Consider the following 24414-nt stretch of genomic DNA (forward strand, 5'->3'; position numbering starts at 1 on the left):
GTTTTATAAATTTTTTCGATTGTGTAAGAGAAGGACGTCTCTTTGCGCTCAGTGTATCGTAAGGGATATAAGCTACACGGAATTTGGGCTTGTATCTTTTTATGGAGGAATACAACGCAGTAACGCTTTTTTGTCACGGTTTTCAGGTTGGTTAAATACGCATTACGCGAAAACACGCCATGTTCTCATGGAAGACATGGGTTATTAACGTTACGAATAAATTTATCAGGAAATATAAATGAAATTTATGAAGCCTAAATATCTGGCGCTTTTTGTTGCAGCTGCAACAAGCTCTGTATTTGCAGCGGCACCAGGTACGCCGACTATCGGCTATGGCAATGACAAGTTTGCGCTTGTTGAAGTCGACCCGGCGGCACAGGATTACAACAACCTCGTTAAAGTACACAACGATGGTGTGGATGTGAAAGTCGAGTGGAACGTCTGGAGCGGTGATGCACCAACCTCTGCAAAAGTGCTGCTGGATGGTAAAACCGTCTGGACAGGGGCGGGCAGCGCGAACGGCTCTGCGACCTTCAAGGTGAAAAAGGGCGGACGTTATCAGGAGCAGGTTGAACTCTGTAATACCAGCGGCTGCACGAAGAGCGCCAGCAAGCTGATCATCGTTGCAGATACCGACGGTAGCCACCTGCTGCCGCTAAATGCGCCGATGCAGGAGAACAACAAAACCTTCGCTAAGCACACCGACAAAGTGGTTGCGGCCTATTTCCCTGAATGGGGCGTGTACGGTCGTAATTTCCCGGTTGATAAAATTCCCGCAGCTAACCTGAACCATATCCTGTACGGCTTCATTCCAATCTGTGGCGGTGACGGCATCAACGACGGTCTGAAAACCGTTGAGGGCGGTAACAGCTTCGAAGTGCTTCAGCGTGACTGCCAGGGCCGCCCGGACTTTACCGTGGCGATCCACGATCCGTGGGCTGCGCTGCAAAAACCGCAGTCTGGCGTTTCTAACTGGGACGACCCGTACAAAGGTAACTTTGGCCAGCTGATGGCGCTGAAAAAAGCGCATCCAGACCTGAAAGTGCTGCCTTCCATCGGTGGCTGGACCTTGTCCGATCCGTTCTACCACATGGGCGACCCTGCTATTCGCGCTCGCTTCGTCTCTTCTGTTAAAGAATTCCTGCAAACCTGGAAATTCTTCGACGGTGTAGATATCGACTGGGAATTCCCGGGCGGCGGCGGCGTAACTGAGACCAAAGGCAATCCGCAGCAGGATAAAGCGACCTATACCGCGCTTATGCACGATCTGCGCACCATGCTGAACGAACTGTCTGCGCAGACTGGCCGTACCTATGAACTGACCAGCGCCATCGGTGCCGGTAAAGATAAAATTGAAGACGTGGATTACACCACCGCTCAACAGTATCTCGACCACATTTTCCTGATGAGCTATGACTTCTACGGCGGCTGGAGCAACACCGACCTGGGCCACCAGGCTGCGCTGCGTGCACCGGCATGGCGACCTGATACCAACTATACGACCGAAAACGGCGTTAACGCGCTGCTTCAGCAGGGCGTGCAGCCAGGCAAAATCGTCGTGGGTGCAGGTATGTATGGCCGCGGCTGGACCGGGGTGCATGGCTACACAGGCGACAATCCATTCACCGGTACCGCAACCGGTATGGTGAAAGGCACCTGGGAACCGGGCGTGGTTGACTACCGTCAGATTGTTAACGAATACAAAGGCAAGCCAGGCTGGGAATCCGGTTACGACGCAACCGCCGAAGCACCTTATGTGTTCAACAAATCTACGGGCGATCTGATCTCTTATGAGGACGCGCGTTCAACAACGGCAAAAGGTAAGTACGTTCTGGCGAATAACCTGGGCGGCCTCTTCGCATGGTCTATCGATTCTGATACCGGCGATATCCTGAACGCGATGAACGAGAGCCTGCTGGGCGGTTCTGCTCCGGTCGACCCGGTTGTAACCAACCACGCGCCAATCGCGTCATCTGCCGACCAGAACATCTCTGGCCCGGCAACCGTTACGCTCGATGGTTCTGCTTCCAGCGATCCTGATGGTGATGCGATTACCTATAAATGGACTCAGGTTTCTGGCCCATCGGTCACTATCGCCAACAGCACCAAAGCGAAAGCGACCTTTAACATTGCCGCTGCGACTTCCGACCAGACTCTGGTGTTCCGCCTGACGGTGACTGACGCTAAAGGCCTGAGCAACGCGATTGATGTGCAGGTTGTGAACAAAGCACCGAAAGCCAACCAGGCGCCGGTTGTGAACCCAATGGAAGCGGTCACGCTGCAGGCGGGTGAAACTTACGCCCTGCATGCGCAGGCTGCGGATCCAGACGGCGATGCGCTGACCTATGCCTGGAGCATTCCAGCGGATATGCACGCGACCGGTACTGACACGGCGAACGCGAACATCACCGCGCCAGAGGTGAGCGCTGAGACCTCCTACACGCTGAGCGTCGTGGTCAGCGATGGCAAAACCAGCGTTCAGTCCAACGTCCAGGTCGTGGTAACACCTAAGCCAGAAGACGTGACGCCTCCGGCTGACGACGTTACACCACCTGCTGACGAGGTAACGCCGCCTGCTGACGAAGTGACCCCGCCGTCGGGTGATGCGACGACCGGCAGCTGTGACGCCCCCGTTGATGCGAATGCCAGCAAATATGCAGCATGGTCTTCCAGCAAGGTTTACAACACTGGCGATACCGTCAGCAGCGGAAACCTGGTATGGAAAGCGAAGTACTGGACTCAAGGCAATAAGCCAGGCTTCGATGCCGATGCATGGGAACTGGTAAGCCAGGTGAAAATGAACTGGCGTTCAGACGTGGTTTATAACGGCGGTGAAACCACCACGTATAACGGTTCTGTATACCGTGCGAAGTGGTGGACCCGTGGTGATAACCCGGCAAAAAGCGATGTATGGGTGAAAGAAGGCGTATCAACTGACTGCAAATAATCTTCGTAGCCTGAAATTGCGGGATTGATATCATCTTGCAATACGTTGACCACACCCCACTTCGGGTGTGGTCAATATCATAAACAATAATAATTCGCGCGCAAAGAGAGGGATGTAATTCAATAAGCAGGTAAAGAAATGAAACGTTTTATATTGTTATTACTCATCGTTAGTCAAAGCGTTTTTGCAAATTGCTGGGATCGCGCGGCACATTATTATCATGTCGATCCGTATTTATTATACGCAATTGCAAAAGTGGAATCAGGCATGAACCCGTATGCCGTGGGTTGGAATCGCGATGGTTCAAGAGATGTGGGATTAATGCAAATTAATAGTGCGCACTTTCGTGAGTTACAGCGCCAGGGGATTGATGAATCTCGACTTATTTCCGAACCCTGTACGTCGATTATGGTGGGGGCATCTATCTTATCCAGCATGATAAAAGTATATGGTTATAACTGGGAAGCAGTGGGTGCCTATAACGCAGGGTTGAAAAAAGAGAATTATCCGCAGCGAATGATATATGCCCACAAAGTCTGGAGTAAATATCAGCAAATCAAAATTGAAAAAGCGAACGGGTATTGAACTTTTATTTTTTGAAGAGTACCGGGTGGTGTTCTTCAAAAAGTGTAAAGAACCGCACTCTCAGGTTTATTTATTAAGGGAATAATACATAAGCCGGGATTGCATAAACCATCATTGCTTATATACAGGATTTTTTGAAATGACTAAAAGGACATTACTGAGCATTCTCGTGGCAGGTGCATGCATTGCACCGTTTATGGCTCAGGCTGCAACGCTGCAGGCAACCAGCAGCGAACCGTACACCATGAAAGCCAGCGATCTGGCGAAGAAGGAAAAAGAGCTGACCAGCTTCCCGCTGATGGCCTCCGTAAAAGAGACTATTCAGACGCTGGACAATGCTCAGGTTGAAATGATTGAGCCTGGCCGTGCGGCAAACCCGGATAACGTGAAGCGCGTTGAAGGGATCGTTAAGGCCAGCGACTGGGAATACCTGTTCCCAATGCGTGCGCAGTCCTATACCTACAGCAACTTCCTGAAAGCGGTGGGTAAATTCCCGGCACTGTGTAAAACCTATAACGACGGTCGAGACAGCGATGCAATCTGCCGTAAAGAGCTGGCAACCATGTTCGCCCACTTTGCGCAGGAAACCGGCGGCCACGAAAGCTGGCGTCCGGAAGCTGAATGGCGTCAGGCGCTGGTTCACGTCCGCGAAATGGGCTGGACTGAAGGTCAGAAGGGCGGCTATAACGGCGAATGTAATCCGGACATCTGGCAGGGGCAGACCTGGCCATGCGGGAAAGACAAAGACGGTGATTTCGTAAGCTACTTCGGCCGCGGTGCTAAACAACTGTCCTACAACTACAACTACGGTCCGTTCTCTGAAGCGATGTTTGGGACTGTCCGTACCCTGTTGGACAAACCTGAACTGGTGGCCGACACCTGGCTGAACCTGGCGAGCGCCATCTTCTTCTTCGCCTATCCGCAGCCGCCAAAACCAAGCATGTTGCAGGTGATTGACGGAACCTGGCAGCCGAACGATCGCGATAAGGCCAACGGTCTGGTACCGGGCTTTGGCGTGACCACCCAGATCATCAACGGCGGCGTTGAGTGCGGCGGCCCGACTGAAATCGCGCAGTCTCAGAACCGCATCAAGTACTACAAAGAGTTCGCGAACTACCTGAAAGTGCCTGTTCCGGCAAATGAAGTGCTGGGCTGCGCCAACATGAAGCAGTTCGATGAAGGCGGCGCCGGCGCGCTGAAGATTTACTGGGAACAGGACTGGGGATGGAGTGCCGATACGCCAGACGGTAAGACCTACTCTTGCCAGCTGGTAGGCTACCAGACGCCATTCAGCGCGTTCAAAGAGGGGGACTACACCAACTGCGTTAAGAAGTTCTATAACGTGAACATCATTAACGACGATGGTTCTGCCACTACGCCGGATGAAAAACCCGTCACACCAACGCCAGCTGAAGATGAAACGCCAGCACCAGCGCCAGTACCGGATGAAACCCCGGCAGTCGTGAACCACGCCCCTGTAGCGCAGATTGCAGGTCCAATCGGTGCGGTTGATGCCGGTGCGCAGGTCTCTCTGAGCGCGGAAGGTTCTACCGATGCGGATGGCAACAAGCTGACCTACACCTGGCGTTCACAGGATGGTCAGACCGTCACCGGTCAGGATAAAGCGGTGGTGACCTTCAAGGCGCCAGAAGCGGCGACGGCTCAGCAGATTGAAATCAGCCTCACCGTTAGCGACGGCGAACTGAGCAGCACCACCTCTTACCTGCTGAACGTGAAGGCGAAAGCGGCCACACCGTCTAAGGATGAAGGCACTTCCGGCTCATACGCCGCGTGGAGCGCGAACAGCAAGTACAACGCAGGTGATATCGTGAACAACCACGGTAAACTGTTCCAGTGCAAACCGTTCCCGTACAGCGGCTGGTGTAACAACGCTCCGGCATACTACGAACCAGGCGCCGGCCTGGCATGGTCTGAAGCCTGGACGGCGTTATAAACAGCAAACGGCAACCGAAAGGTTGCCGTTTTAGTGTTTGCACTTTCCCCTCACCCTAACCCTCTCCCCAAAGGGGCGAGGGAACAGTACGGTGCAGTTGTAGGCCCGGTAAGGCGAAGCCGCCACCGGGCAAAAAGGCTAGCGATGAAGCTTCCCATGATCCCGCAGCCACGCCGCCGTGCGCACAATCCCTTCATCCAGCGTCACAATCGGTTTATACCCCAGCTCATTCTCCGCTCGCGAAATATCCAGCGTGAAATCAAAGTTAAGCTTCGATACGCCGTAATGCGTCAGCGCTGGCTCTTTGGCCGATTTACTGCCAAAACGCTCCATGCTGCGGGCAATCATATCCAGCATCGGGTAGGGCACAGAACGGATACGGCAGTTGATCTGCAGCTCGTCGATCAGCCGCTGCACAATGCTGCGCAGCGTGCACGGTTCGCCGTTGGTGATGTTGTAGGCGCGACCGGAAATCAGCTTATCGCAGTCCGGCTGGCTCGCCAGCCACATGGCGTGGACGGCGTTTTCGTAATAGGTCATATCCACCAGCGCATCGCCGCCACGCGGCAGCAGCACGCTACCGTAGTGGTGCATCATCTGCGCCAGACGCGGAATAAACACTTTGTCGTGCGGCCCGAACAGGCTCTGCGGGCGCAGCACCGTAAAGCGGGTATGCGGGTTCGACTGCGCCAGCAGGTCAATCACCTCTTCACTGGCCGCCTTGCTGCGGGCAAACTCACAGGCAAAGCGAGCCGGGCGGAAATCTTCCTGCACGTCACGATGGTGGTGATAGTCGAAATAGAGCGACGGCGACGAGATGTGAATAAAGTTACGCACGCCCCAGGCAACGGCCCATTCGCCCAGACGGCGGGTGGCCCGCACGTTGGCGAGATCGAAGGCTTCCTGGGTCCCCCACGGGGAGGTGAAACTGGAGCAGTGCCACAGCGTGTCGATACCGGCGAGCATCACTTTCGCCTGCGAGGAGACCAGCTCCGTCAGGTCAGCATGGACGAACTCTGCGCCCATTTTTTGCAGAAGTTTTCCCATCGCTTCGTTGCGACCGGTAGCCCTGACGCTGATGCCCTTGTTGCGCAGAAATTCGACCGCATTTCGGCCTAAGCCGCTGGTCGCCCCGGTAACCAGTACCTTCATATCAATCCACTGTGTTGAAAAGAATTTCGTGCGCATTCTTTCGTGAATTACGACGTGTTGCAATGGGAAAGGTGAAAGAATAAGAGTTTTATTTACTTCTTTTCCGCCTTTTGTTCTGCCAGTTGCGCAATACGTTTTGCCATTCCGCGGAAGATAAACAGGTGTGCGGGGATCATCAATAACCAGTAGAACAGACCCGGCATCCCGTGCGGATGCCACCAGGCGCGGACGTCCAGTTCCCGGCGATCGCCTTTATCCTTCAGCGTAAAGCAGAGTCGGCCCAGCCCAGGCGCTTTCATGCCAAACAGCAGCGCCAGCTGTTTTTCCGGCTCGACGATGATCACCTTCCAGCTGTCTACCGTATCGCCCACCTCAAGATACGGGTGCGCCGGGCGGCCTTTCGCCAGACGATGGCCTACCAGCAGATCCATCGCGCCGCGCGTTTGCCAGAGAATATTGCCGAAGAAGTAGCGTTCTTTGCCACCGATCTGGTTCACGACCTCCCACAGCTCTGCAAGGCTGGCGGACGTTTTCACCGTGCATCCTGCCTGTTTCGGGTAGTAGCCATACTCCGGCCGCCAGCGGGCAAAGGCCTGGGCGTCGTAGCCCCAGTCGCTGGAGTTCACCAGCTGCTCTTCCTCTTTCAGCGTATTGCGCACGGCATCGTCAAAGCGGATCAAATCCTGAGGAATGAGCGCCCGCAGCGCGCGATCGTCCGCCAGCAGATCGTGCTTCAGCCCCTGGATCAGCGCTTTCGCGGTCGTCGGCGGTACCGAGGTGATCACATTCAGAAACCACACCGAAATCCAGCGGGTTGGAAAGGGGATAGGGATCAGCCAGCGGCGGCGGCCGCTGACGCGCATGAAATGTTCGAACTGCTCCTGATAGCTCAGGACTTCGGGGCCAGCGGCTTCCAGCACGCGGTGTTGCGCCGCCGGGTGATCCAGCAGGGCCACCAGATAATGCAGGAGATTCTCCAGCGCAATCGGCGTGGTGCGCGAACGGACCCAGCGCGGCGGCGTGAGTACCGGCAGGTTGTAGACCATATCGCGCATCACTTCGAAGGCGGCGGAGCCCGCGCCGACAATAATCCCGGCCCGCAGTTCGGTGACGGGGATATTTGCTCCGCGCAGGGTTTCAGCCGTCAGTTGGCGGGCGCGCAGGTGATCGGACTGCTCGTGTTCAGGTGCCTGGAGAGAGCTTAAAAAGATCACCTGCTTCACCGGCGTTTGCAGCAGGGCATCGCGGACGTTCATCGCCACCTGACGCTCGTGGGCGATAAAATCCCCGCCTTCGCCCATGCTGTGCACCAGGTAGTAAAGCGTGTCGACCCCGTCCAGCAGCGCGGGAAGTTCCTTCGGCCAGTTGAGGTCAACGTTGTGGCAGGTGACGCCTGGCAAACTGAGTTTTTGCAGGCGTTCGGTGTTGCGTGCCGCTGCCAGCACCTGGTGTCCCCGCTGGCTTAACGCCGCGGTGAGATGCTGACCGATGTACCCGCTGGCGCCGAGCACCAGAATGCGTTGCGGCACGTGATGCTCCTTATCGCTGTAAAAACGCCTGCCAGTGTTTCACCACGTCCACCAGCTGTTCGCGGCTCACGTCAAGGTGCATGACCAGGCGCACGACAGATGAGGCGTTGATCAGCACGCCACGTGATTTCATAAATTCGCCCAGTACGGCGGCGTGGTCATCGCCCACGCGCACGAACAGCATGTTGGTGTCGTGACGCATCACGTCGGCACCAATCTCGCGCAGCTGCGACGCCATCCACGCGGCGTTGTCGTGATCGTCTTTCAGACGCGTGACGTTATTCTTCAGGGCGTACAGACCCGCCGCCGCCAGAATGCCGGCCTGACGCATGCCGCCGCCGGTCATCTTGCGCCAGCGGTTGGCACGCTTGATGTAGTCTGCGTTACCGACCAGCAGGGAGCCCACGGGCGTGCCCAGACCTTTAGACAGGCAAATGGTGAACGAGTCGCAGTATTGCGTAATCTCTTTCAGCTCGCAGCCGTACGCGACCACGGCGTTAAAGATACGCGCGCCGTCCACGTGCAGCCCGAGCTTGCGCTCGCGGGTAAACTCCCAGGCCGCTTTCAGGTATTCGCGCGGCAGCACTTTGCCGTTGTGGGTGTTTTCGAGGCTGAGCAGTCTGGTGCGGGCGAAGTGAATATCGTCGGCTTTGATTTTCGCCACGACTTTATCGAGCGGCAGGGAACCGTCCGGCGCGGCGTCAATCGGCTGCGGCTGAATGCTGCCGAGCACCGCCGCGCCGCCCGCTTCGTAGAGATAGTTATGCGCACCCTGGCCGACGATATACTCTTCACCGCGCTCGCAGTGGCTGAGCAGCGCCACCAGGTTAGCCTGCGTACCGGTTGGCAGGAACAGGGCGGCTTCCTTGCCGCTCAGTTCAGCCGCGTAGCGTTGTAGTTCGTTGACCGTCGGGTCATCGCCGTAGACGTCGTCCCCGACCGGGGCGGCCATCATCTCTTCGAGCATGGCGCGGCTCGGGCGGGTTACGGTATCACTGCGTAAATCGATCATGGCATGTCCTTATTATTAAAAAGGCGATGCCAGATGTTTTACCTGAGCCAGTTGGTTTTTGCCAGTTCGATCACTTCATCACCGCGCCCGCTAATGATGGCGCGCAGCATATACAGGCTAAAGCCTTTGGCCTGTTCCAGCTTGATCTGCGGCGGGATCGCCAGCTCTTCTTTGGCGACGACGACATCCACCAGCACCGGACCGTCAATGGAAAAGGCGCGCTGCAGGGCTTCATCCACCTCGGACGCTTTTTCAACGCGGATACCGGTGATGCCGCAGGCCTCGGCGATGCGCGCGAAGTTGGTGTCGTGCAGTTCGGTGCCGTCCGTCAGATAGCCGCCGGCCTTCATCTCCATCGCCACAAAGCCCAGCACGCTGTTGTTGAAGACCACGATTTTCAGCGGGAGCTTCATCTGCACCACCGACAGGAAATCCCCCATCAGCATGCTGAACCCGCCGTCGCCGCACATTGCCACTACCTGACGCTCCGGTGCCGTGGCTTTTGCGCCCAGCGCCTGCGGCATGGCGTTGGCCATCGAGCCGTGGTTGAACGAGCCGAGCAGGCGGCGTTTGCCGTTCATCTTCAGATAGCGAGCGGCCCAGACGGTTGGCGTGCCCACGTCGCAGGTAAAGATGGCATCGTCGTCCGCGAAATGGCTGATCTGCTGCGCCAGATACTGCGGGTGAATGGCTTTGTCGCTCGGTTTGGCGAGGTCGTCCAGCCCCTTGCGGGCATCGCGATAGTCACTCAGTGCTTTATCAAGGAACTTGCGGTCCGTTTTCTCTTCCAGCAGCGGCAGCAGGGCGGCAAGGGTAGATTTGATGTCGCCCACCAGCGCCATATCGACCTTGCTGTGCGCGCCGATGCTGGCCGGGTTGATATCAATCTGAATGATTTTCGCATCCGTCGGGTAGAACGCGCGGTACGGGAACTGGGTGCCGAGCAGGATCAGCGTGTCGGCGTTCATCATGGTGTGGAAGCCGCTGGAAAAACCGATCAGCCCGGTCATCCCCACATCATAGGGGTTGTCGTACTCGACGTGCTCTTTGCCGCGCAGGGCGTGAACAATGGGGGCCTTAAGCTTACCGGCGAATTCAAGCAGCTCCTTGTGCGCGCCCGCGCAGCCGCTGCCGCACATCAGGGCGATATTGCTGGAGTAACGCAGCAGCTGTGCCAGCTTTTTCAGCTCCTCTTCCGCAGGCGTCACCACCGGCTGCGGGGCGTGATACCAGTGGGTGCTGGCCCCTTCCGGCGCGGCCTTGAGGGCCACATCGCCCGGGATAACGACCACAGAAACGCCGCGGTTCAGCACGGCTTTGCGCATGGCGATCGCCAGCACCTGCGGGATCTGCTCCGGGGATGAAACCAGCTCGCAATAGTGGCTGCATTCACGGAACAGCTCCTGCGGATGCGTCTCCTGAAAATAGCCGCTGCCGATTTCGGAAGAGGGGATATGGGCGGCAATGGCCAGCACCGGCACGTGATTGCGGTGGCAGTCGAACAGCCCGTTGATCAGATGCAGGTTGCCGGGACCGCACGAGCCCGCACACACGGCCAGATCCCCCGTGAGCTGGGCTTCCGCGCCAGCGGCGAAGGCGGCAACCTCTTCATGGCGGGTGGGCATCCATTCGATGGTCTTCATCTTGTTGAGGCTGTCGCTAAGTCCGTTCAGGGAATCGCCGGTTACGCCCCAGATACGTTTCACGCCAGCCTGTTCGAGCGTTTTCGCAATATATGCAGCCACGGTTTGTTTCATGGTTGTCCGTCTCCTTTTTGTGATATCGCTTACAAGCTTAGAAGAAAGTCTCCGTATTGCCCGTTATCTCCCCCCAATTAAAAGGTGCTTTTCACCTGCAATTATTCGGCATAATCTGGCAATACCTCGGTGAAAACAGGAATCATTTCAAATGGTTAAATCATTGTTAATTGCTGTTAATGAAAAGCTATCGTGCGACGATCTTGGCAAACTCTTGTTACGACTTGCCGTCGGCGGGCTGATGCTCTTTCACGGTTTGCACAAGCTTTTTGGCGGCGTGGGTTTTATCAGCGGCATGCTGGTGGAGAAAGGGTTGCCCGGGTTTATCGCCTACGGCGTGTTGGTTGGCGAAGTGGTGGCACCGATCCTGATTATCGTCGGGCTCTTTACGCGCCCGGCCGCGCTGGTGCTGGCGTTTACGATGATTGTGGCGTGGCTGATGGTGGGAATGGGGGAAACGCTCGCCCTCGATAAGGTAGGCGCATGGGCGATTGAAAGCCTGGTGTACTTCTTTATCGGCTCGCTGGCTGTTGCATTTTTAGGCGCAGGGCGGTTTGCGGTAGGGAAAGCTCCGGCGTGGCGGTGAAAGTTGGATGCTGGAATGAAAGAAGGGGTCTACGGACCCTTTTTTATTGGTGATTTTTAAGTGGTTGATTTTATTGTGCTGACTTGTATGTCATGAAAAAAGGGGTTAAGGGTGATTTTTTAGGGGAATTCTTTATCTTACAACGTGATAGGTGTAGATTGTTCCAGTGCACTGCCGTACAGGCAGCTTAGAAACTCTGCTGTAATGCGCTCCACGCTGTTGATACGTGCACTGCCGTACAGGCAGCTTAGAAAGAAAGCGGCGAGATTGCCCTGAGGGGATTTTGGTGCACTGCCGTACAGGCAGCTTAGAAATTAGAACCACCAGCAAATGAACCTGTCCATTTGTGCACTGCCGTACAGGCAGCTTAGAAATATTACTCTTCGCACTGCTCAGGAATTTGTCGGTGCACTGCCGTACAGGCAGCTTAGAAATGGCATTGTTAATGCTGGGTGTTACTGGTGCACTGCCGTACAGGCAGCTTAGAAATGCTGGAAGAAGAAGACGAGTTCAGACGAACCGTGCACTGCCGTACAGGCAGCTTAGAAATGAAGAGGTTGATAGTTAAAATGGCTACTAAAGTGCACTGCCGTACAGGCAGCTTAGAAACGGAGAACATCATGAAACCACTATTTAAAAACGTGCACTGCCGTACAGGCAGCTTAGAAAGCTTGAAATGACCTGGCCCAGCTGACGCATGAGTGCACTGCCGTACAGGCAGCTTAGAAATAAACCTGCGTTATAAGCCTGTTTATGTGCTTGTGCACTGCCGTACAGGCAGCTTAGAAAATCAAGATATTTAACGGTATCTTCTGAATAGAGTGCACTGCCGTACAGGCAGCTTAGAAATTATCGTAATCCTAGTGTGATGAACCATGATTGTGCACTGCCGTACAGGCAGCTTAGAAAGGTCATCATGTACGACAGGCCGTTATCGCCTTGTGCACTGCCGTACAGGCAGCTTAGAAAGGTCATCATGTACGACAGGCCGTTATCGCCTTGTGCACTGCCGTACAGTCAGCTGAGAAAATTTCCGGGGCTATGGCCTTTGCGCTATTCATGTGCACTGCCGTACAGGCAGCTTAGAAAGGTCATCATGTACGACAGGCCGTTATCGCCTTGTGCACTGCCGTACAGTCAGCTGAGAAAATTTCCGGGGCTATGGCCTTTGCGCTATTCATGTGCACTGCCGTACAGGCAGCTTAGAAAGCTAACCCGTGCGGCCGATGGCTCGTTAGGGGGTTCACTGCCGTACAGGCAGCATGCACAATGTAGGCCGGGTAAACGCAGTGCCACCCGGCAAAAAGCCCGGTGGCGCTAGCGCTTACCGGGCCTACGATCGAACGTTTAACGCTTATGCGAGGACGAGATCGCCCTGCGGGTGGCATGAACACGCCAGCACGTAACCCTCGGCAATTTCCGCGTCGGTCAGCGTCATGGTACTGGTGACGGTGTACTCCCCGGAAACCACCTTCGTCTTACAACAGCCGCACACGCCCGCGCGGCAGGCCGCCGCTACCGGCACCTTGTTGCTTTCCAGCGCCTCCAGCAGCGTGGTCCCCACGCGGCCAAAGAAGGTCTGCGCAGGCTGCAGTTTGGTGAACTTAACGCCGCTGGTTGCCGCTTCCGCCACCGGCGTGAAGAACTGCTCTTTGAAGAAGCGTGTCACGCCAAGCGCCTTCACCTCTTTTTCGACGATATCCATGTACGGTGCCGGGCCGCAGGTCATCACGGTGCGAGAAGCGACGTCCGGCACGCTTTGCAGCAGCTGGCGGCTCAGGCGACCGGGCACAAAGCCGTGGGTCGCGTTGTGCTCAGCCACCAGCGTCACCGGATAATCACGCCATTCCTCGGCAAAAATCACATCTTCCGGGGAACGCACGCTGAAAATCACCTGCACGTCGGCCTGCGGACGGTTTTTTGCCAGCCAGCGGCGCATCGACATAATCGGCGTCACGCCACAGCCCGCCGCCAGCAGCAGGAATTTATCGTCTGCTTTGTCGTCACAGGTGAAGTCACCCTGCGCGTCTGACAGCCAGATATAATCCCCGCGCTTGACGTCCCGCGTCAGCCACTGCGAGCCCGCGCCGTCGTCAATACGGCGGACGGTGAGCGTAATGTACTCGCTCACGCCCGGCGTGGAGGAGATCGTGTAGGCGCGCAGGGTGTCCGCCGAGTTGCGGACGCTGACCAGCGCATACTGGCCCGCGCGGTACGGATAGGAGTCATGGCACAGCAGCGACAGCGTCCACACATCCGGCGTCTCCTGGTGGATGTGGTGAACCTGCATCCGCCACGGACATTGTGAGGTTGGCATGGTCATAAATAACTCCTTACGCGCTCAGCAGCTGCTTCATATCATCTTCAACGTTGGTCACTGAACGCAGACCGAACTTCTCGTTCAGCACGGCCAGCAGGTCCGGCGTCAGGAAGCCAGGCGCGGTCGGGCCGGTCACGATGTTGGTTACGCCGAGAGAGAGCAGGGTCAGCAGGATGACAATCGCTTTCTGCTCGAACCATGACAGCACCAGCGACAGCGGCAGGTCGTTCACGCCGCAGCCCAGTTTCTCCGCCAGGGTGACCGCCAGAATGATGGCCGAGTAAGCATCGTTACACTGGCCCGCATCGATCAGGCGCGGCAGACCTTCGATGTCGCCGAAGTCCAGCTTGTTGAAACGGTATTTGCCGCACGCCAGGGTCAGGATAAGGCAGTCTTCCGGTACGCGGGTGGCGAAGTCGGTGAAGTAGTTACGCTCGCCGCGCGCGCCGTCGCAGCCGCCGACGAGGAATATGTGGCGCAGCTTTTCACGGCTGACGAGATCGATCAGCGAATCAGCGGCGCCGAGCAGGGTTTCACGACCGAAGCCGACGGTAATCAGGTGCGGGATCTCGCTGTACGGGAAGCCTGCCATCTGCTGCGCCTGGGCGATAACCGGACCGAAATCGTCACCTTCGAGATGGCTCACGCCCGGCCAGCCGACGATGCTGCGGGTCCAGATGCGGTCATCGTACGCGCCCACGGTAGGGTCGATGATGCAGTTAGAGGTCATCACGATAGGGCCAGGGAAGCGGGCGAACTCCACCTGCTGGTTCTGCCAGCCGCTGCCGTAGTTACCGATCAGATGCTTAAATTTACGCAGCTCCGGGTAGCCGTGCGCCGGAAGCATTTCGCCGTGGGTATAGACGTTAACGCCGGTGCCTTCGGTTTGCTTCAGCAGGTTGTAGAGATCTTTCAGGTCATGACCGGAGATCAGGATGCACTTGCCTTCGGTCGCCTTGACGTTGACCTGAGTCGGCGTCGGGTGGCCGTAGGTGCTGGTTTCACCGGCATCCAGAATGCTCATCACGCGGAAGTTCATCTGGCCGATTTCCATTGAGCATTCCAGCAGCGCGTTCATATCGGCAGGCCAGGTACCCAGCCACGCCATGATTTTGTGGTACTGCGCGTAAATCTCATTGTCGTACTGACCCAGAACGTGCGCGTGTTCCATATAGGCCGCAGCGCCTTTCAGGCCGTACAGGCACAGCAGGCGCAGGCCAAGAATGTTCTCGCCAATTGCCGCTTTGTCTTTATTTGGCGTGAAATCTGCCGCCTGACGCTGGAGGTCGCCCAGATCGTCGCTCACCAGCTGTAGTTCTGACATCGGGTTTTCCACGCGGGCGCTGGCGTCGGCATTCAGGCACTGCGCTTTCAGGGCTTCACGCAGGGCAATCGCTTCGCGGGCATAGCCCACAATGCGCGGGGAATCGAAGTTGACGTTGGTCAGCGTGGAGAAAAACGCGCGCGGGGCGAAGCTGTCGACGTAGTGGTCGACGATGCCGTATTCGCGGGCTTTAAAGGCCCATGCGGAAAGGCCTTGCAGAGCCGCAATCAGCAGATCCTGCAGGTCAGATGTTTCTGCGGTTTTGCCGCACATACCCTGTGCGTAAGAGCAGCCATTGCCTGCCGGGGTACGGATGGTTTGTTCACATTGCACACAAAACATAATCACACCTGCTAAAGTTATATTTGATATACATGTTTTAGGTTATGCCAGTGCCAGAACGGTGAAAAGGGCTTTCTGCGACAAAATAGAGGGAGATTGATTCAGCGCAATTTTGGCGGCAGGAAACCTACCGCCAAAGAAGTATCAGGCAGAGAAGAAGGCCATCATGACCGGAACCAGCAGACTTAAAATAAAGCCGTGCACGATGGCGGCAGGGACCATCTCCAGCCCCCCGGAGCGCTGGAGTACCGGCAGGGTAAAGTCCATCGACGTCGCGCCGCACAGGCCCAGCGCGGTAGAACGACTGCGGCGAACCAGGCTTGGGATCAGCATGATGGCAATCAGCTCGCGCGCCAGATCGTTAAAGAAGGCGGCGCTGCCGATCACCGGGCCGAATGATTCGGTCAGCAGAATACCGGAGAGAGAGTACCAGCCAAAACCTGACGCCATCGCCAGGCCGGTTTTCAGCGGCAGATCGAGAATAAAGGCATTAATGACGCCCGCCACCATTGAACTGGCGACAACAATCACCGCAACTATCATTCCCCGACGGTTGAGGACAATCTGTTTCAGCGTCATGCCATTATTTCGCAGCTGAATACCGATCAGGAACAGCAGGAAGATCAGCGTATATTCACTGGCCTCTGTCGCGTGCTGTAAAAATGCCCAACCGGTCAGCCCAAGAAGAAAACCGAGCACCACGACGCCGCATAATTTTAATGATTCAAGCGCCATTGCAATTCGTGAAGGGAGTTTTTCCTGATGATGGTGATTTTTCCATGGAATAGTGCGTTCCAGCCACAGCAGCGCGGCAATATTGCACAGCAAAATAACTACCACGGTGACGACAGAATAATGGAGGATGGAGAGTAAATTCGCCGACAGGTTATCCAGGAAGGCCAGGCTTATCCCCATAAAAAAAAGAATGACGTAAACAATCCAGCTGAGAAAACGGTTGATAAGCCGTAATGCGGATTCCTGATGTAGCGGGATAAGGTAGCCCGCAATCAGGGGCAGCAGAATAATGAGGAGTCCTGAAAACATGAACAGCCGGTCCTTTTGAGTATCTGTTGAGCGCCAGAGACACTACCCAATAAAGGCTGTTCAGTAAAGCGGCAAAAGAAAGCCGGGTGGCGCTAACGCTTACCCGGCCTACAAAGTGCACTCTCACGTAGGTCGGGTAAGCGTTAGCGCCACCCGACACCGGGCGCAATTAATCGCGTTTTTCCAGCAAGGTGCGGTACAGCACGCCGCCCAGGATACCGCCGATAATTGGCATCACCCAGAACAGCCAGAGCTGTTGAAGCGCCCAGCCGCCCTGGAAGATGGCGACGGCGGTGCTGCGTGCCGGGTTAACGGAGGTGTTGGTGACCGGAATCGAGATCAGGTGAATCAGCGTCAGCGCCAGACCAATGGCAATCGGGGCAAAACCGGCCGGCGCGTGTTTGTCCGTTGCGCCGTGGATCACCAACAGGAAGCCGGCGGTCAGCACAATTTCAATCACGATGGCAGACAGCATGGAGTAGCCGCCCGGAGAGTGTTCACCGAAGCCGTTAGAGGCAAAGCCGCTGGCCGCCGCGTCGAACCCGGCTTTACCGCTGGCAATCACGTACAGAACGCCAGCTGCGATAATACCGCCAACCACCTGCGCCACAATGTAGCCAATGACGTCTTTAGCGGGGAAACGCCCGCCCGCCCATAAACCTAACGTCACTGCCGGGTTAAAATGACCGCCGGAAATATGCCCCACGGCAAACGCCATGGTTAATACGGTTAAACCAAACGCCAGCGCGACGCCGACAAAACCAATGCCCAATTCCGGGAATGCTGCAGCCAGAACGGCGCTACCGCAGCCACCAAATACCAGCCAGAATGTACCAAAGCATTCTGCCGCTAATTTTCTAAACATAACCACCTCAAAATAATTATCCGCACGCATTCCCGCGCACGGGATATTTCGCCATAAAGGGATGACGACTCAAAGAGCCTGTATTTTAGAAACCAACAACACCCCTTCGCCACTTAAATAAATTCGATTAATTTGATTTAAGGCAATGTGATGTCAATCCTTGTTCAAATCAGCGGTAAATAGAGCATAGACCAATTCTCGCAAGGATGAATGTTGTGCTGTCTTGCCTGGGTTCCTGCCGCTATACTGCTGATAACTTAAAGGAAAAAGTGATCATTTGTCGGGGGATTTATGCTTCTCGAACGTGTGGAAATTGTCGGGTTTCGCGGTATTAACCGCCTGTCGCTGCAGCTGGAGCAGAACAACGTCCTGATCGGCGAGAACGCGTGGGGTAAGTCCAGCCTGCTGGATGCATTGACGCTACTGCTTTCGCCCGAAGACGATCTGTATCACTTCGTCCGCGACGATTTCTGGTTTCCGCCCGGTGACGTGACGGGGCGCGAGAAGCACCTGCATATCATCCTGACGTTCCGCGAATCCGAGCCCGGACGTCACCGCGTGCGTCGCTTCCGCCCGCTGTCACCCTGCTGGGTGCCGTGCGATGACGGTTTCCACCGGATTTTCTACCGGCTGGAAGGGGAGATGGCGGAGAACGAGGGCGTTCTCACCCTGCGTGATTTTCTCGATGAGAAAGCCAACCCGATCCCGCTGGACAATATCGACGATCTGGCCCGTCACCTGATCCGCCTGACGCCGGTGTTGCGCCTGCGCGATGCGCGCTTTATGCGGCGTATTCGTAACGGTACCGTACCGAATATGCCGGAAGTGGAAGTCACCGCCCGCGAGCTGGATTTTCTGGCCAGAGAGCTGGTGTCGCGCCCGCAGAATCTGACCGATGGTCAAATCCGTCAGGGGTTGTCCGCGATGGTACAGCTCCTGGAGCACTATTTTTCCGAGCAGGGAACCTCGGAGTCACGCCATCGCCTGATGCGCCGCCGCTCTCATGATGAGCAGCGAAGCTGGCGCTATCTCGACATCATTAACCGGATGATCGACCGGCCCGGCGGCCGTACCCATCGGGTGATTCTGCTGGGGCTGTTTTCAACGCTTCTGCAGGCTAAAGGCACCGTTCGTCTTGACCGGGACGCCCGGCCGCTGCTGCTGGTGGAAGACCCGGAAACGCGCCTGCATCCCATCATGCTCTCCGTGGCGTGGCATCTGCTGAATCTGCTGCCGCTCCAGCGTATTACGACCACCAATTCCGGGGAGTTATTATCACTGACGCCGGTAGAGCACGTCTGTCGCCTGGTGCGTGAATCCTCCCGCGTCTCCGCTTTCCGGCTTGGGCCGGGCGGTTTGAGCGCGGAAGACGGGCGGCGCATCGCGTTTCATATTCGCTTTAACCGGGCGTCGTCGCTCTTTGCCCGCTGCTGGCTGCTGGTGGAGGGGGAAACGGAAACCTGGGTCATCAACGAACTGGCGCGCCAGTGCGGCCACCATTTTGATGCGGAAGGCATTAAGGTGATTGAATTCGCCCAGTCGGGATTAAAGCCGCTGATAAAATTTGCGCGTCGGATGGGGATCGAGTGGCACGTGCTGGTAGACGGTGATGAGGCGGGCAAAAAATATGCCTCAACCGTGCGAAGCCTGCTGAATAACGAGCGAGAGGAAGAACGCGACCATTTAACCATGCTTCCTGCGATGGACATGGAACACTTTATGTATCGTCAGGGGTTCGACGACGTCTTCCACCGAATTGCCATGGTGCCGGTCGATGTTCCGATGAACATGCGCCGCGTGATCGCCAAAGCCATTCATCGTTCGTCAAAACCGGATTTAGCCATTGAAGTAGCGACGGAAGCGGGTAGACGAGGCGTGGAGGCAGTACCGACGCTGCTGCGGAAGATGTTCTCCCGCGTGCTGTGGCTGGCACGCGGGAAAGCGGATTAGCGTTGGGTCGCCTGTTTCACCTGCTGAATCAGGCTATCCAGCAGCGCGTAGCGGCGGCGATATTCGGCGCGTTTTTTGCTGGCGATCTCTTCCATCGGTTTACGCGGCATGACGAGCGGCAGCATAAAGTTACCGTTGTCCTGCTTTTCACCGCCGATGGAGAGCCAGAAACTGTCGTAGTCGGCCAACAGTTTGCCCTCTTTTTTCTTGCGGTAGCGCCAGCTGCGATAAATATGGGTATCGTTACTGACGGCGACAATTTGCTCTACCGGGAACGCGGCGCCGAGCGTCATCGCGGCCTCGACCAGCAGACGTTTCGGGAAAAGACCATGGCAGGCTTTCGTCGCACTCTGGATCAGCTCATGGGGAACATGCGCTTTTGCGCCCTGCAAACCGCCAATGAACAGCGTCGATTTTCCCTCAAACGGGCATAGCGTAAAGGTCATCTCCGCCAGCGCCGTATTTTGACTGTCACAGAAAACGAGGGTAGCTTCTCCCTCTTTATCCATAAACGCGTCGGCACACAGACGGACGGTAAATTGCTGTTCATCTTTTCCGGTTAAGGTCAGCAGGGTCACGCCCTGCTTTGAAAGGTAACCATGAGTCAGCGTCGCCGGCAACTGACGACACATCATCTGATAGTGCCAGGACAGTGATTCCAGCGCACGCTGTCGATCCATATTGACCGTCAACCACGGACGATGAAGGCGGCAGGGCAGTCCCGGCTGAACCTGGAGCATTTGCATCAGGTGCGGATGTTTTGCAAGCTCAGACAGCAGGCGCGCGGTGCTGAGCGGTGTCGCCAGTGAGCGCAGCATGAACTTACGTCGGTAGGCGGTTTTTTCCCATGCCAGCCCGGGCGTAATCTCCCCGAAAGCCAGGTTTTTGAAGAGCTGCCAGCCGGATTTTGGCTGGGGCAGGTTTGAAAGGGATGTATCGACGATAGAAGACATGGTAGATCCTGATCCTTTTGGAATATCGCTATTTCAGCAGGGGAAATGTCAACATCTCGTAAACAAATTAGGACGATTTCGGAGAACAGGGCTTTCGTTGAAGAGTCGTTTAGTTAGAATCAACACTTATCATTGCCAGAACATTTATTTGGAATATTTATGAACCTCAAGGGAAAACGCAGAACGCTGTTTCTGCTGCTGGCGGTCGTGGTTTTAGCCGGTGGATACTGGCTATGGCAGGTACTGAATGCGCCGGTGCCACAGTATCAGACGCTGATAGTTCGCCCTGGCGAACTGCAGCAAAACGTCCTCGCGACGGGCAAGCTTGACGCGCTGCGCAAGGTTGACGTCGGCGCTCAGGTCAGCGGCCAGCTGAAAACGCTGTCGGTTGAGATTGGCGACAAGGTGAAAAAAGGCCAGCTGCTCGGGGTTATCGATCCTGAGCAGGCTGAGAACCAGATCCGCGAGGTGGAAGCCACGCTGATGGAGCTGCGCGCGCAGCGTGCGCAGGCGCTGGCTGAACGTAACCTGGCCCAGGTGACGCTGACCCGTCAGCAGGCGCTGGCCAAAACTCAGGCTATTTCGCAACAAGATTTAGATACCGCCACCACTGAACTGGCGGTGAAACAGGCGCAGATCGGCACGATTGACGCGCAGATCAAACGCAATCAGGCCTCGCTGGATACGGCGAAAACCAACCTTGACTACACCAAAATCGTCGCGCCGATGGCGGGCGAAGTGACCCAGATCACCACGCTGCAGGGCCAGACGGTGATTGCCGCGCAGCAGGCGCCAAATATTCTGACGCTGGCTGACATGAGCACCATGCTGGTCAAAGCCCAGGTCTCAGAGGCGGATGTGATCCATCTTAAGCCGGGGCAGAACGCCTGGTTTACGGTGCTGGGCGACCCGCAGACGCGCTACGAAGGCGTGCTGAAAGATATTCTGCCGACGCCGGAAAAAGTGAACGACGCTATCTTCTACTATGCCCGCTTTGAGGTGCCAAACCCGCAGGGCGTGCTGCGTCTGGATATGACCGCGCAGGTGCATATCCAGCTGACCGGCGTGAAGAACGTGCTGACCATCCCGCTCTCTGCGCTGGGTGAATCCGCCGGGGATAGCCGTTATAAAGTGAAAGTGCTGCGCAACGGCGAAACGCGCGAGCGCGAGGTCGTGATCGGGGCGCGCAACGACACCGACGTGGTGGTGGTGAAAGGGCTGGAAGAGGGCGAGGAGGTTGTTGTCAGCGAAAGCCTGCCCGGAGCCGCCAAATGACGGCGCTGCTTGAGCTGAATAACATTCGTCGCAGCTATCCGTCCGGCGACGGCCCGGTGGAGGTGCTGAAGGGCATCTCCCTGCGCGTGGAGGCGGGCGAGATGGTGGCCATTGTCGGGGCATCGGGTTCCGGTAAATCGACGCTGATGAACATTCTCGGCTGCCTGGATAAACCCACCAGCGGGACCTATCGCGTGGCCGGGACGGATATCTCCACGCTGGACGGCGACGCGCTGGCGAGGCTGCGCCGGGAACATTTCGGCTTTATCTTCCAGCGTTACCATCTGCTTTCTCACCTTAACGCGGCGCAGAACGTGGAAGTGCCTGCGGTGTATGCGGGCGTCGAGCGGAAAAAGCGCCTTGAGCGCGCGCAGATGCTGCTGACGCGTCTGGGGCTGGCGGAGCGGGTGGAGTACCAGCCCTCGCAGCTGTCCGGCGGCCAGCAGCAGCGCGTGAGTATTGCCCGCGCCCTGATGAACGGCGGGCAGGTGATCCTCGCCGATGAACCGACCGGCGCGCTCGACAGCCATTCCGGCGAAGAGGTGATGGCGATCCTCCACCAGCTGCGCGATCAGGGGCACACGGTGATTATCGTCACCCACGACCCGCAGGTGGCTGCGCAGGCGGAACGCATTATTGAGATCCACGACGGCGAGCTGGTCAGCAATCCGCCGCCGCGTGAGTCCAGGGCTGCGGCGCCGAAAGAAGTGCTACCGGCATCAACCGGCTGGGGACAGTTCTCCAGTGGCTTTCGCGAGGCGCTGACTATGGCCTGGCTGGCGATGGCGGCCAACAAAATGCGTACCCTGTTGACGATGCTCGGCATCATTATCGGTATCGCCTCGGTGGTGTCGATTGTGGTGGTGGGCGACGCGGCCAAGCAGCTGGTGCTGGCGGATATCCGCGCCATCGGCACTAATACCATTGACGTCTATCCCGGCAAAGACTTTGGCGACGACGAGCCGCAGTATCAGCAGGCGCTGAAATACGACGATCTGGCGGCGATTCAGAAGCAGCCGTGGGTGAACTCCGCCACGCCTGCGGTTTCGCAGAACCTGCGTCTGCGCGTGGGCAACGTTGACGTGGCCGCCAGCGCTAACGGCGTGAGCGGAGACTACTTCAACGTTTACGGCATGACCTTCAGCGAAGGCGCGACCTTTAACGCCGAGCAGCTGGCGGGCAGGGCGCAGGTGGTGGTGCTGGACGCGAACTCGCGCAGGCAGCTCTTCCCCAACAAAGCCAACGTGGTGGGCGAGGTGATCCTGGTCGGCAACATGCCTGCCACGGTCATCGGCGTGGCGGAAGAGAAGCAGTCGATGTTTGGCAGCAGCAAGATACTGCGCGTCTGGCTGCCCTATACCACCATCTCAGGGCGGATTATGGGGCAGTCCTGGCTCAACTCCATCACGGTTCGCGTGAAGGAGGGCTACGACAGCGCGCTCGCCGAACAGCAGCTTGAGCGGCTGTTAACCCTGCGCCACGGGAAGAAAGATTTCTTCACCTGGAATATGGACGGCCTCTTGAAAACGGCGGAAAAGACCACACGTACTCTTCAGCTGTTCCTCACGCTGGTGGCGGTGATCTCGCTGGTCGTCGGCGGCATCGGGGTGATGAACATCATGCTGGTGTCGGTCACCGAGCGTACCCGGGAGATTGGCATTCGCATGGCGGTCGGGGCCCGGGCCAGCGACGTGCTGCAGCAGTTTTTGATTGAAGCCGTGCTGGTGTGTCTGGTCGGCGGGGCGATGGGCATTGCGCTCTCGATGATGATCGCGTTTGCGCTCCAGCTCTTTTTACCCGGCTGGGAGATTGGCTTCTCGCCGGTTGCCATTATTACCGCATTTTTGTGTTCGACCTTTACCGGCATTCTGTTTGGCTGGTTGCCCGCCCGCAACGCGGCGCGGCTGGATCCGGTGGACGCGCTGGCACGGGAATAACTCGAAAATAAAAATGCCAGCCGATCGGGCTGGCATTTTGACTGCGGGATGTACACAATAAAACAGAGAGCTATGCAACCGTCTCTGCTTCAACGGGTACGATTAGGCTTGCATGATTGCCTTTTGGTCCCTGATGTACATCGAACCGGACGGATTGCCCGGCTTTGAGCGTTCTGTAACCATCCATCTGAATGGTGGAATAGTGAGCGAAGATATCCTCGCCGCCGCCTTCGGGGCAGATGAAGCCAAACCCTTTGGCGTTGTTGAACCACTTAACAGTACCCATTTCCATGCTTCGACATCCTTCGTAAATCTTATAAGTTAAGATGGAATGAACCGGTGGTGGAGTGGGGGCTGTTCAAAACCTCGCCATCTCACGCTTGTACAATTTAGAGAAACGAAAGAAGTCGTCAAGCGTTTGGCGCTGGAGATGGGACAATAATCAACCAAAGTTTGAAGCAGTTAACGCTATTGCAATAGTTTGTGACAGACATCGCGGATGACAGTAATAGATGATTGTTATCTAACATCTGAGGTAGATTCAAAGTGGTTATGCATAATGGGTAAGACCAACGATTGGCTGGATTTCGACCAGCTGGCGGAAGACAAAGTGCGCGACGCGCTAAAACCGCCATCTATGTATAAAGTTATGTTAATGAACGATGATTACACGCCGATGGAATTTGTTATTGACGTGCTACAAAAGTTCTTTTCTTATGATGTAGAACGTGCAACGCAACTGATGCTTACCGTTCATTATCGTGGCAAAGCTATCTGCGGCATCTTCACAGCCGAAGTGGCGGAAACCAAAGTGGCGATGGTGAACGACTATGCGAGGGAGAACGAGCATCCGTTGCTGTGTACGCTGGAAAAAGCCTGATA

18 protein-coding genes and 1 CRISPR repeat array are annotated in these 24414 nt (G+C 56.4%); of the genes, 8 read left to right on the top strand and 10 right to left on the bottom strand.

Going from position 1 to position 24414, the window contains the following annotated elements:
- Window positions 1-238: 238 nt before the first annotated feature.
- The 3 genes from L370_RS07875 to L370_RS07870 all read left to right on the top strand — a co-directional run bounded on the left by L370_RS07875 (window position 239) and on the right by L370_RS07870 (window position 5486).
- Entirely contained in the window at window positions 239-2947 is a 2709-nt protein-coding gene (locus L370_RS07875; RefSeq protein WP_023335093.1) for a glycosyl hydrolase family 18 protein, read from the top strand.
- A gap of 138 nt (window positions 2948-3085) precedes the next feature.
- On the top strand, window positions 3086-3532 hold the full coding sequence (gene iagB / locus L370_RS0122015) for a type III secretion system invasion protein IagB (protein ID WP_032639012.1): 447 nt from the start codon (window positions 3086-3088) through the stop codon (window positions 3530-3532).
- Window positions 3533-3671: 139 nt separating this feature from the next.
- Window positions 3672-5486: a glycoside hydrolase family 19 protein gene (locus L370_RS07870; protein ID WP_023335095.1), complete on the top strand. Its 1815-nt coding sequence runs from the start codon at window positions 3672-3674 to the stop codon at window positions 5484-5486.
- A 138-nt stretch (window positions 5487-5624) separates the two neighbouring features.
- Here L370_RS07870 and L370_RS07865 read toward each other — a convergent pair whose 3' ends face one another.
- The 4 genes from L370_RS07865 to poxB form a co-directional block, all read right to left on the bottom strand.
- On the bottom strand, window positions 5625-6638 hold the full coding sequence (locus L370_RS07865) for an NAD-dependent epimerase/dehydratase family protein (RefSeq protein ID WP_023335096.1): 1014 nt from the start codon (window positions 6636-6638) through the stop codon (window positions 5625-5627).
- Window positions 6639-6730: 92 nt separating this feature from the next.
- Window positions 6731-8167, bottom strand: a complete 1437-nt coding sequence (locus tag L370_RS07860; protein WP_023335097.1) for an SDR family oxidoreductase — start codon at window positions 8165-8167, stop codon at window positions 6731-6733.
- A 10-nt stretch (window positions 8168-8177) separates the two neighbouring features.
- Entirely contained in the window at window positions 8178-9179 is a 1002-nt protein-coding gene (gene ltaE, locus L370_RS07855; RefSeq protein ID WP_023335098.1) for a low-specificity L-threonine aldolase, read from the bottom strand.
- 38 nt (window positions 9180-9217) lie between these two features.
- Window positions 9218-10936 carry a ubiquinone-dependent pyruvate dehydrogenase gene (gene poxB / locus L370_RS07850; protein WP_023335099.1) on the bottom strand — a complete coding sequence of 573 codons (1719 nt, stop codon included), beginning with the start codon at window positions 10934-10936 and terminating at the stop codon, window positions 9218-9220.
- A gap of 151 nt (window positions 10937-11087) precedes the next feature.
- Between poxB and L370_RS07845 the strand changes: the two genes are divergently transcribed.
- Entirely contained in the window at window positions 11088-11522 is a 435-nt protein-coding gene (locus L370_RS07845) for a DoxX family protein (RefSeq protein WP_023335100.1), read from the top strand.
- Window positions 11523-11688: 166 nt separating this feature from the next.
- Window positions 11689-12791: a CRISPR direct-repeat array (repeat unit 28 nt; unit sequence GTGCACTGCCGTACAGGCAGCTTAGAAA).
- Window positions 12792-12876: 85 nt separating this feature from the next.
- Here L370_RS07845 and hcr read toward each other — a convergent pair.
- From hcr to aqpZ, 4 genes are all read right to left on the bottom strand, one after another.
- Window positions 12877-13845, bottom strand: coding sequence for an NADH oxidoreductase (hcr, locus tag L370_RS07840; RefSeq protein WP_023335101.1), 969 nt, complete (start codon window positions 13843-13845; stop codon window positions 12877-12879).
- A 10-nt stretch (window positions 13846-13855) separates the two neighbouring features.
- Window positions 13856-15508 (bottom strand): hydroxylamine reductase, encoded by a 1653-nt coding sequence (hcp, locus tag L370_RS07835; RefSeq protein WP_023335102.1) that lies wholly within the window; start codon window positions 15506-15508, stop codon window positions 13856-13858.
- A gap of 144 nt (window positions 15509-15652) precedes the next feature.
- Complete coding sequence (locus tag L370_RS07830; RefSeq protein ID WP_023335103.1) at window positions 15653-16552, bottom strand: LysO family transporter; 900 nt, start codon at window positions 16550-16552, stop codon at window positions 15653-15655.
- A gap of 169 nt (window positions 16553-16721) precedes the next feature.
- Entirely contained in the window at window positions 16722-17417 is a 696-nt protein-coding gene (aqpZ, locus tag L370_RS07825) for an aquaporin Z (protein ID WP_023335104.1), read from the bottom strand.
- Between the two features lie 291 nt (window positions 17418-17708).
- On the opposite strand from aqpZ, the gene L370_RS07820 reads away from it, so the two are divergent.
- Complete coding sequence (locus tag L370_RS07820) at window positions 17709-19367, top strand: ATP-dependent endonuclease (protein ID WP_023335105.1); 1659 nt, start codon at window positions 17709-17711, stop codon at window positions 19365-19367.
- Here L370_RS07820 and L370_RS07815 read toward each other — a convergent pair.
- Entirely contained in the window at window positions 19364-20320 is a 957-nt protein-coding gene (locus L370_RS07815) for a VirK/YbjX family protein (protein ID WP_023335106.1), read from the bottom strand. The two genes, L370_RS07820 and L370_RS07815, sit on opposite strands and share 4 nt — an antisense overlap.
- A 159-nt stretch (window positions 20321-20479) precedes the next feature.
- Here L370_RS07815 and macA point away from each other — a divergent pair, with 159 nt between their 5' ends.
- Entirely contained in the window at window positions 20480-21595 is a 1116-nt protein-coding gene (gene macA / locus L370_RS07810; RefSeq protein ID WP_023335107.1) for a macrolide transporter subunit MacA, read from the top strand.
- Window positions 21592-23532, top strand: coding sequence for a macrolide ABC transporter ATP-binding protein/permease MacB (gene macB, locus L370_RS07805; protein ID WP_023335108.1), 1941 nt, complete (start codon window positions 21592-21594; stop codon window positions 23530-23532). Before macA ends, macB begins: the two co-directional genes overlap by 4 nt.
- A gap of 70 nt (window positions 23533-23602) precedes the next feature.
- Here the strand turns inward: macB and cspD are convergent, their stop codons facing one another.
- Window positions 23603-23824: a cold shock-like protein CspD gene (gene cspD, locus L370_RS07800; RefSeq protein WP_006809408.1), complete on the bottom strand. Its 222-nt coding sequence runs from the start codon at window positions 23822-23824 to the stop codon at window positions 23603-23605.
- A gap of 267 nt (window positions 23825-24091) precedes the next feature.
- Here cspD and clpS point away from each other — a divergent pair, with 267 nt between their 5' ends.
- The gene (gene clpS / locus L370_RS07795; protein ID WP_006174393.1) at window positions 24092-24412 is read left to right on the top strand and encodes an ATP-dependent Clp protease adapter ClpS; all 321 of its coding nucleotides are present in this window, start codon (window positions 24092-24094) and stop codon (window positions 24410-24412) included.
- The last annotated feature ends 2 nt before the right edge of the window (window positions 24413-24414 follow it).

The sequence above is a fragment of the Enterobacter sp. MGH 24 genome, from assembly GCF_000493015.1.
Classification (GTDB): Bacteria; Pseudomonadota; Gammaproteobacteria; order Enterobacterales; family Enterobacteriaceae; genus Enterobacter.

Bases quoted from the DNA above. Each gene is read 5' to 3' on its own strand.
- macA (WP_023335107.1), top strand. From the start codon at position 20,480: ATGAACCTCAAGGGAAAACGCAGAACGCTGTTTCTGCTGCTGGCGGTC.
- cspD (WP_006809408.1), bottom strand. From the start codon at position 23,824: ATGGAAATGGGTACTGTTAAGTGGTTCAACAACGCCAAAGGGTTTGGC.
- L370_RS07845 (WP_023335100.1), top strand. From the start codon at position 11,088: ATGGTTAAATCATTGTTAATTGCTGTTAATGAAAAGCTATCGTGCGAC.
- clpS (WP_006174393.1), top strand. From the start codon at position 24,092: ATGGGTAAGACCAACGATTGGCTGGATTTCGACCAGCTGGCGGAAGAC.
- hcr (WP_023335101.1), bottom strand. From the start codon at position 13,845: ATGACCATGCCAACCTCACAATGTCCGTGGCGGATGCAGGTTCACCAC.
- L370_RS07870 (WP_023335095.1), top strand. From the start codon at position 3,672: ATGACTAAAAGGACATTACTGAGCATTCTCGTGGCAGGTGCATGCATT.
- L370_RS07815 (WP_023335106.1), bottom strand. From the start codon at position 20,320: ATGTCTTCTATCGTCGATACATCCCTTTCAAACCTGCCCCAGCCAAAA.
- L370_RS07875 (WP_023335093.1), top strand. From the start codon at position 239: ATGAAATTTATGAAGCCTAAATATCTGGCGCTTTTTGTTGCAGCTGCA.
- L370_RS07865 (WP_023335096.1), bottom strand. From the start codon at position 6,638: ATGAAGGTACTGGTTACCGGGGCGACCAGCGGCTTAGGCCGAAATGCG.
- hcp (WP_023335102.1), bottom strand. From the start codon at position 15,508: ATGTTTTGTGTGCAATGTGAACAAACCATCCGTACCCCGGCAGGCAAT.
- L370_RS07820 (WP_023335105.1), top strand. From the start codon at position 17,709: ATGCTTCTCGAACGTGTGGAAATTGTCGGGTTTCGCGGTATTAACCGC.
- aqpZ (WP_023335104.1), bottom strand. From the start codon at position 17,417: ATGTTTAGAAAATTAGCGGCAGAATGCTTTGGTACATTCTGGCTGGTA.
- poxB (WP_023335099.1), bottom strand. From the start codon at position 10,936: ATGAAACAAACCGTGGCTGCATATATTGCGAAAACGCTCGAACAGGCT.
- L370_RS07830 (WP_023335103.1), bottom strand. From the start codon at position 16,552: ATGTTTTCAGGACTCCTCATTATTCTGCTGCCCCTGATTGCGGGCTAC.
- macB (WP_023335108.1), top strand. From the start codon at position 21,592: ATGACGGCGCTGCTTGAGCTGAATAACATTCGTCGCAGCTATCCGTCC.
- ltaE (WP_023335098.1), bottom strand. From the start codon at position 9,179: ATGATCGATTTACGCAGTGATACCGTAACCCGCCCGAGCCGCGCCATG.
- iagB (WP_032639012.1), top strand. From the start codon at position 3,086: ATGAAACGTTTTATATTGTTATTACTCATCGTTAGTCAAAGCGTTTTT.